The organism is Streptomyces sp. ID05-39B (assembly GCF_033794725.1).
Lineage (GTDB): Bacteria > Actinomycetota > Actinomycetes > Streptomycetales > Streptomycetaceae > Streptomyces > Streptomyces bobili.
In genome coordinates, this window is record NZ_JARGEF010000340.1 from 1 (window position 1) to 6,692 (window position 6,692).

General features: G+C 69.7%; 4 protein-coding genes and 3 pseudogenes. 2 read left to right on the plus strand and 5 right to left on the minus strand.

Going from position 1 to position 6,692, the window contains the following annotated elements; genetic code table 11:
- Positions 1-47: 47 nt before the first annotated feature.
- The 5 genes and pseudogenes from P1P75_RS38275 to P1P75_RS38290 form a co-directional block, all read right to left on the minus strand.
- Positions 48-1,081: pseudogene (locus P1P75_RS38275) on the minus strand (bifunctional DNA primase/polymerase).
- Positions 1,082-1,702: 621 nt separating this feature from the next.
- Complete coding sequence (locus P1P75_RS42110) at positions 1,703-1,879, minus strand: hypothetical protein (RefSeq protein ID WP_369076355.1); 177 nt, start codon at positions 1,877-1,879, stop codon at positions 1,703-1,705.
- A 402-nt stretch (positions 1,880-2,281) separates the two neighbouring features.
- Positions 2,282-3,580, minus strand: a pseudogene (locus P1P75_RS38280) (Tn3 family transposase); the annotation flags it as partial.
- A gap of 152 nt (positions 3,581-3,732) precedes the next feature.
- Positions 3,733-4,284 carry a hypothetical protein gene (locus tag P1P75_RS38285; protein ID WP_319264099.1) on the minus strand — a complete coding sequence of 184 codons (552 nt, stop codon included), beginning with the start codon at positions 4,282-4,284 and terminating at the stop codon, positions 3,733-3,735.
- A gap of 18 nt (positions 4,285-4,302) precedes the next feature.
- Positions 4,303-4,748: pseudogene (locus tag P1P75_RS38290) on the minus strand (DUF4158 domain-containing protein); the annotation flags it as partial.
- A gap of 230 nt (positions 4,749-4,978) precedes the next feature.
- Here P1P75_RS38290 and P1P75_RS38295 point away from each other — a divergent pair.
- A complete protein-coding gene (locus tag P1P75_RS38295; RefSeq protein WP_319264102.1) occupies positions 4,979-5,488 on the plus strand; it encodes a hypothetical protein in 510 nt (169 codons plus the stop codon).
- A 47-nt stretch (positions 5,489-5,535) separates the two neighbouring features.
- The coding region (locus tag P1P75_RS38300; protein ID WP_319264103.1) for an NB-ARC domain-containing protein at positions 5,536-6,692 on the plus strand (1,157 nt) is incomplete at its 3' end.

Below are 6,692 nucleotides of genomic sequence, written 5' to 3' on the forward strand. Positions count from 1 at the left end.
GACCACAGACAAACCGGGTCGGCCCGTAGGACACAGAGGACAGGGCGTCACGACTGCGTCAGGCTTTCGCAAGACGTACGGCCCGCCTCCCGCAAGCCACCGGCGGCGAGGGCGTCGTCGATGATGCGTTCGTTGCGGGCGCTCTGCCAGGGGCGCGCGGTCTCGGCGGCCTCGCGCAGCAGGGTGCGCGCGGCAGGTTCGTCAAGGTGTCCGGCGGCCGCCAGCCCTCCGGCTGTGTAGGCGGCCTTGTTGAGCTTCTCGGTGAAGGCGGCGCCCTCGGACGTGGCCGCGCACTGGGCGACCTCCAGCAGCAGCGGGTCCAGGACGCGTTGCGCCCGCGCGGGAGTCCGGGTACGACCGCTGGAGGCATTCGCGGGCCGTGAGGAGACCGGTGGCCTGCGGATCGTGTGCCCGGTCCGTACGAGTTCTTCGCCCAGCCATTCAGGCAGCGGCGCGGGCAGGTGGGACGGTCCTTCCCGTAGGTAAGTGCCGTCAGCGGTGCGGGTGGTGGGGGCAACGATGTAGCCTCCGTCGGCCCCGACATCGACCTGCCAGGCCAGCGCAACCTTTGGGCTGGATCCTGTCGAGCAGCGGAACCGGGTGGCCGGGTGAGGGTTGCGGTACCAGACGTGAAGGCCCCCGGAGGGGGTACGTACACGCAGCGTGCTGTCGTCCTGCGCCGGGCTGGGCTGGCCGCGCAGTGCTGCCAGGAGCGCCAGGGTGTCGAAGCCGGACGCCAGGCCGTGCAGGTTCACGGAGTCGTGAATGGGGATACCGGGCAGGAGCCGGCCGCGGTCGGGACCGGTGCGGAATGGGCGTCGATATCGATGACGATCAGGTCGGCTCCCCCGCAGGCAACGCCGACTCCGCAGGAAGGCCGTTGCGACCACCAGGCGTTGATACGCGTCGCGCTGGTCGTCGCAGCGTGGAATCCGTGGCAAGGACGGCCGGCAGGGATACATGCGCACCCGGCCGGGGAGTGGTGCTTGTCCTTGCACGCCTGGCAGTTGGCGGTTGGCGTCTTACGGCCGGGCGCGAGGGGGTGGACCGGCCAGCCCTGCTCGGCGCACCAGCGGGCCACAACGTGGGATGTGGAGGTCTGCTGGGCAGCAGCGGGCTCTCTCATCACGTCGGGGCCTGGCACGTAATCTGTCCTTCGGCGGGGTCTTGTCCGTCAGTCCCTGTGAGAGGCCTGGCCCGGGGCGGGCCGCGAACTGAAGTCAGGGACTGTAGGGACTGTAGGGACTGGCTTTCGGAAGAGAGTGTAGGACCTCTGGCCGGGGAGCGGTCGCAGTTTTCTGGGACCTGGCCACCGGCCAAGTCAGAATCACTCTGCCGATCCGCTCACCCAAAACAGTGGTGTGCAGCCCGGACGGGAACGCCGCCAGCCCTTACGGCGCCCTCCACGCTCCGGGAGGGCCCAAGCCAGATGGCAAGGGCCTGAACCCTTCTTCAACTCCCTGCACATCCGCGCAGGTCAGGAGCTAGATGTGGCAGCCGGGAGGGACTGTAGGGACCAAGAACTCCAATTATGAGCCTCCTACATACGACACAGTCCCTTCAGGCACTCCCATGAAGGACATTCCTGGCTGACGCGGCTCTGCCCTCAGAGACTCAAGGGACCGTAGGGACCCGAAAACAGATACGGCGCCACGCTGGGGAACTGCCGCAGGCGGGCGCTTCCCTCGGAGTGCCCACAGCGCTACTGGACTCCTCCAGCGCGGCTTACAGCCAGGATGCGTCCATCGGAGCTGAAGCCCAGCGATGCCACCGCACTGCTGGCGCTGAAGCTGTCCAGAAGCTGGCCGGTGCGTGCATCCCAGGTCTGCACGGATCTGTTGCTGCTGGTGGCCAGCATGTGCCCGTCCGGGCTGAACACGAGGGACCGAGGGCTCCGGGTCCCCGGCTGGATGATGCGCTGTATCCGGGGGTCGAGTAGGAGCCATGCAGAGAGCGCAGTTTGGTGTCACATGATTTGACGCCTGGGTTGAGCTGGTTGTTCGCTGTGGCGTGTGGATGAGGTGAGTGACCCCCGGGTGGGGTTCCTGCGCTCGGATGTGGAGCGCTTCTGTCAGCAGCTGGACGGGCTGGCCCCGGCGTTGCGGATGCGTCTGCTGGAAGAGCTGCGGAGCGCACTGGTGGGCGCGTTGGACGAAGCCCGGGTGGAGGCGATGGCGGCGGCCTCTGATGAGGGTGAGGGCTGCGGCGGATCGGGGCGTTTTGCGGGGTCTCGCATGAGCAGGTGCGGTGCTGGCCGAGAGGGACCGGGGTGCGCCGCCGGTCAGCTGATGACCGTCTCGCGCGTGGTGCGCAGGGGGCGGAGCTTGCCGGCGGCGAGTTCGGGCGAGAGTCGGAAGTGGTAGCGGCCGATCATGCGGATGTGGTCGTGGCCGAGCGGGGAGAGGCGGACGAGGTCGGCGTCGGAGATGTGACGGCCCTCGGCGCGGAGCTGGTTGACGGCCTCCTGGAGATACACCGAGTTCCACAGAATGCAGGCATTGAGGGTGAGTCCCAGTGCCGATAGCTGATCTTCCTGTCCCTCTTTGTACTTTTGTCGCAGTTCGCCTTTCTGGCCGTAGAAAATGCGGCGGGCGAGTTTGTGGCGGGATTCCTGCCGGTTGAGTTGGGTGTTGATCTTCCGGCGGAAGAGTTCGCTGTGGTAGTAGCGGGCGAGGAAAGCGGAGCGGTCGAGGTGGCCGATCTGCATGACCGCGCGGCCGAGCGGGCTGGGGCGACCTTGTCCTGCGAGGACGGGCAGGATTTGGGAGGCGCGGACGGTGCCTTCGCGCAGGGAGCCCGCCAGGCGCAGCAGGTCGTCCCAGTTCTCGGTGATGGTGCGCTTGCGGATGCGGCCGGTGGTGAGCGGGTTGAGCGGGCCGTAGTCGGCGGCCGGGTCTGCGCGGTAGAGCAGTGTGTGTCCGGCGTCCGCGAGGCGTGGGGAGAACTGGTAGCCGAGGAGCCGGAGCAGCCCGAAGATCATTTCGGAGGCGCCTGCGGTGTCCGTGGCGATTTCGGTGGGGTTCAGCGAGGTGGGCTGGTCGAGGATGCCGTCGAGTAGGTAGAGGCTGTCGCGGCGGGTGCCGGGGATGACTATGTGGTTGAAGCCGCTGTACTGGTCGGAGAGATAGTTGTAGAGCGTGATGCCGCGGGCGGCGAAGTACTTCGGGTTGGGCCCGGAGTTGAGGACTCGCAGTGGGGTGGCGAAGCGCAGGCCGTCGGCGGAGGCGAGTTCGCCGACGCCCCAGTGCCCGACGATGGGCAGGGTGGCCTGGTGGTCGACCAGGACGGCGTTGGCGAGGCGGAGGGTTTCGGCGCGCAGGTAGTTCTGCTCGACCCAGAACATTTGGTCGCGGGAGCGGCCGGGCTCGACCTCGGAAACCATCGCCTGGATCCCGATGTTGCATGCCTCGGCCACGATGACGGCTGCCAGCGAGACGATGAGATGTCCGGCGCGGCTGCCGGCCTCGGAGACGTGGTGGAAGTGGTTCAGGAACCCGGTCCAGGCGTGGACTTCGAGGAGGAGTTCGGGGAGGTCGACGGTGGGGATGCGCGCGTCGACGGCCTCGCGCAGGTTTTGAGGCTGGCTGGTTCGGTGAGCTTGTCCAGGCCGGTGAGGACGAGGTGGTCGCGCAGTTTGCCGTTCTCGGTGCGCTGCTCGATGCGTACGTGCGGGTTGTCGGCGAGGCCAGCGGCCAGGCGCTGGTAGTCGTCGTCGAGTTCGCTACCAGCGGTTCAGGTCGAGGCCGGGTTTTTCGGACAGGCCCAGGCTGCGGCATCGAGGTCGCCCAGGGTGCGCATGCGCTGCTTGGCGGCCAGATGCGCGGAGGTACGGGCGAGGTCGGACATCAGCATGTCGAAGACCTCGATCGCCTCGTCCGCGGCGCGGGTGCGCATCGCGGCGGCGAACGCCACCAGGGTGGCCGTCCGCCGGGGCTCGGCGAGATCGGCGACCGCGCGGGCGCGCACCCAGGAGGCGTAGCGGGACAGCGCGTGCAGACGGCCGGCGGGGATGGCGGACAGGTCCCAGCCGTCGGCGCCGAGCTTGTTCAGCTCGATGCACCGATCAATGGCCTTGACCGCGCCGGGCCCGGTGATGTCACGTGGGGAACGGCGCAGCCGGTCCAGCCTGGAGGTACGGCGGCTTTCCTCGACCGGCAACAGTGCGGTCAGGGTGGTCCGCTGTTCGGCGGTGGGCTTGGCGGCCAGGGTGCGCCAGGTCTTGCGGTTGGTGTACTCGCGGATGGAGATGACCATGCGTTCGAGGACGGTGGCGGGCAGCAGCACCTTGTTCTCGACCAGGTGCAGGGTGGCGAGGTCGAAAAGGGCGATGGGGCGCTCGTTGCCCGACCAGCAGCGGTCCCACAGCCAGCGGGCCAGCTTCCACCAGGCGTCGCCCTTCAGGTCCCGGTAGCCGTAGGCGTCCTTGATGCGCCTCGGTGGTCCCAGCGGGTGCGCTCGGCGCCGTACCCGGCGAGCACCGACGGGGAGTGGCCAAGCTGGCCAGCGCCGTACGCAACGACCTCGGCGGGCGCGTGTTCGGGGTTGTCCAGGAAGGTGCCCAAGAACCGCACGATGCCGAGCTGGACGGCGTAGCCGAGCTGCGACCTCGCGCCCCGGCAGGCCATCACCTGCCGCCGCGCGTCGCGGTCCAGCAGGAAGTACACAGCCGGCTGCCCGTCATCCGGTATAGCAGTGAAGGTGCCGTAGCTGCGGCGTTGTTGGTCGGTCAGGAACGCCACCGGCCCCACCCTTTCCCGTCTCTTCCGGTGCTGTGACGGCGCTCACCATAAGTCACATGAACGGGCCGGAGGACGGCGGGTCGGCACGGGCTGCGCCAGGCAGGGAGCCGACCGCGACGAGCACGCAGTGGGAACTCCCTGCGGATATTAGACGTGTTGATGGGTGAACGGTATGTGGTTCCCGGTGCCGGAGCGGCGGCGGGCAACCGGTCCGCGGCTACGAAAACAAGGGGTGGGGCATGCTGGTGGAGACATTGACGGCGCTGGCGGCGGCAGGTGGCGGCGCGGTGGTCCAGGCCGCGGGCACCGATGCGTGGAACGGACTGCGGCACCGGGTCGGGGAAATCTTCGGCCGCGGTGACGCCGCGCGGGCCGGGACCGAGCTCGAACGCCTGGACCACACCGCGCGCGTCCTGACCCCGGGCGCCTCGGCCGACGTCGCCGCACAACGGCTGCGGCAGGAAGGCGTGTGGGCCGGGCGGTTCGAGACCCTGCTGGAGAATCTCGACGATCCCGGGCGGGAGCGCGCGGCCGGGGAACTGCGCGAACTGCTGGCGTTCGTCGCAGCTTCGGCCGGGGATACAGCCGTCGCGACGGGCAAGGCAGTGGCCCGCGACGGGGGCCGCGCGGTCACCGGAATCAAGAACACCGGCGGCGGCCGCCCGGGCCCGGCCCGGGCGGTGAACACCGGGGACGCGGAGGCCACCGGGACGGGCTCCAGCGCCGTCAGCGGCATCGTCAACGAATAACCCGCCCCGACACCATCAGACTGATCAAGAGAATCCAGGGGGCCGGCATGGTCAGATGGCCGTGGCGCAAGGACACCGCGACCTCGCCGACGAGCACGGTCAGCGACAACGACGTACCGCCGGGCACCGACGACGCCCGGCAGCCCCCGGCCCCCGGCCCCGGGAGCACCCGGCAGGAGGTGCTCCACAGCGGGAACGCGACCGCCACCGGCGGAGGGATCGCCAACTCCGGCATCTACACCTCCACCGTGCACCTGCCTTCCGAAGCACTGCGGCCGCCCGCCGGGGTGGACGCCCCCGCGGGCCTGGACGACCTGCCCCACCGGCCGGGGCACTTCGTGGGACGCGGCCACGAACTCGACCGCCTCGACGCCGCCCTCGCCGCACCCGGCACAGCCCTGGTCCAGGCCGTGCACGGGCTCGGCGGGATCGGTAAGAGCACCCTGGCCGCCCACTGGGCCGCCACCCGCCCCCACGGCCACGCCCCGATCCGGTGGATCACCGCCGACAGCCCAGCCGCCGTCCAGCAGGGCCTGGCCCACCTCGCCACCGCCCTGCAGCCCGCCCTGGCCCGGGCCCTGCCAGACAAGGAACTCACCGAATGGGCCCTGCAATGGCTGGCCAGCCACACCGGCTGGCTGATCGTTCTGGACAACGTCAACGACCCCGCCGACATCGCCCCCCTGATCGCCCGCACCCCCGGCGGCCGGTTCCTGATCACCAGCCGACTCGCCACCGCCTGGAACGACGCTGCCACGCTGGTCCGCCTCGACGTGCTCGAACCAGCCGAGTCCCTCGCTCTGCTCGCCCGCACCGCCACCACCCAGCACCCCGGACGTGACCTGGACGGCGCCGCCGACCTGTGCGACGAACTCGGCCACCTTCCCCTCGCGATCGAGCAGGCCGCCGCCTACCTCGCACAGAACCCGCTCACCACCCCCCGCATGTACCTCGACCTGCTCGCCCAGCACCCGGCGGCGATGTACCGCCACGGCGCGGCCACCACCCCCGCCGAACGCACCATCGCCCGCATCTGGAACATCACCCTCGACCGCATCACCCACCTCCAGCCCCAGGCCGCCGACCTCCTGCGCACCCTCGCCTGGTACGCCCCCGAACACATCCCCACCACCCTCGCTGATGGCCCCGCCGACCCACCGACGCGGAACGCCGCGCTCGGCCTGCTGACCGCCTACAGCATGAT

What these genes read in the sequence shown, in the direction of transcription:
- P1P75_RS38295 (WP_319264102.1), top strand. Translation starts at nt 4,979, where the DNA reads ATGCTGGTGGAGACATTGACGGCGCTGGCGGCGGCAGGTGGCGGCGCG.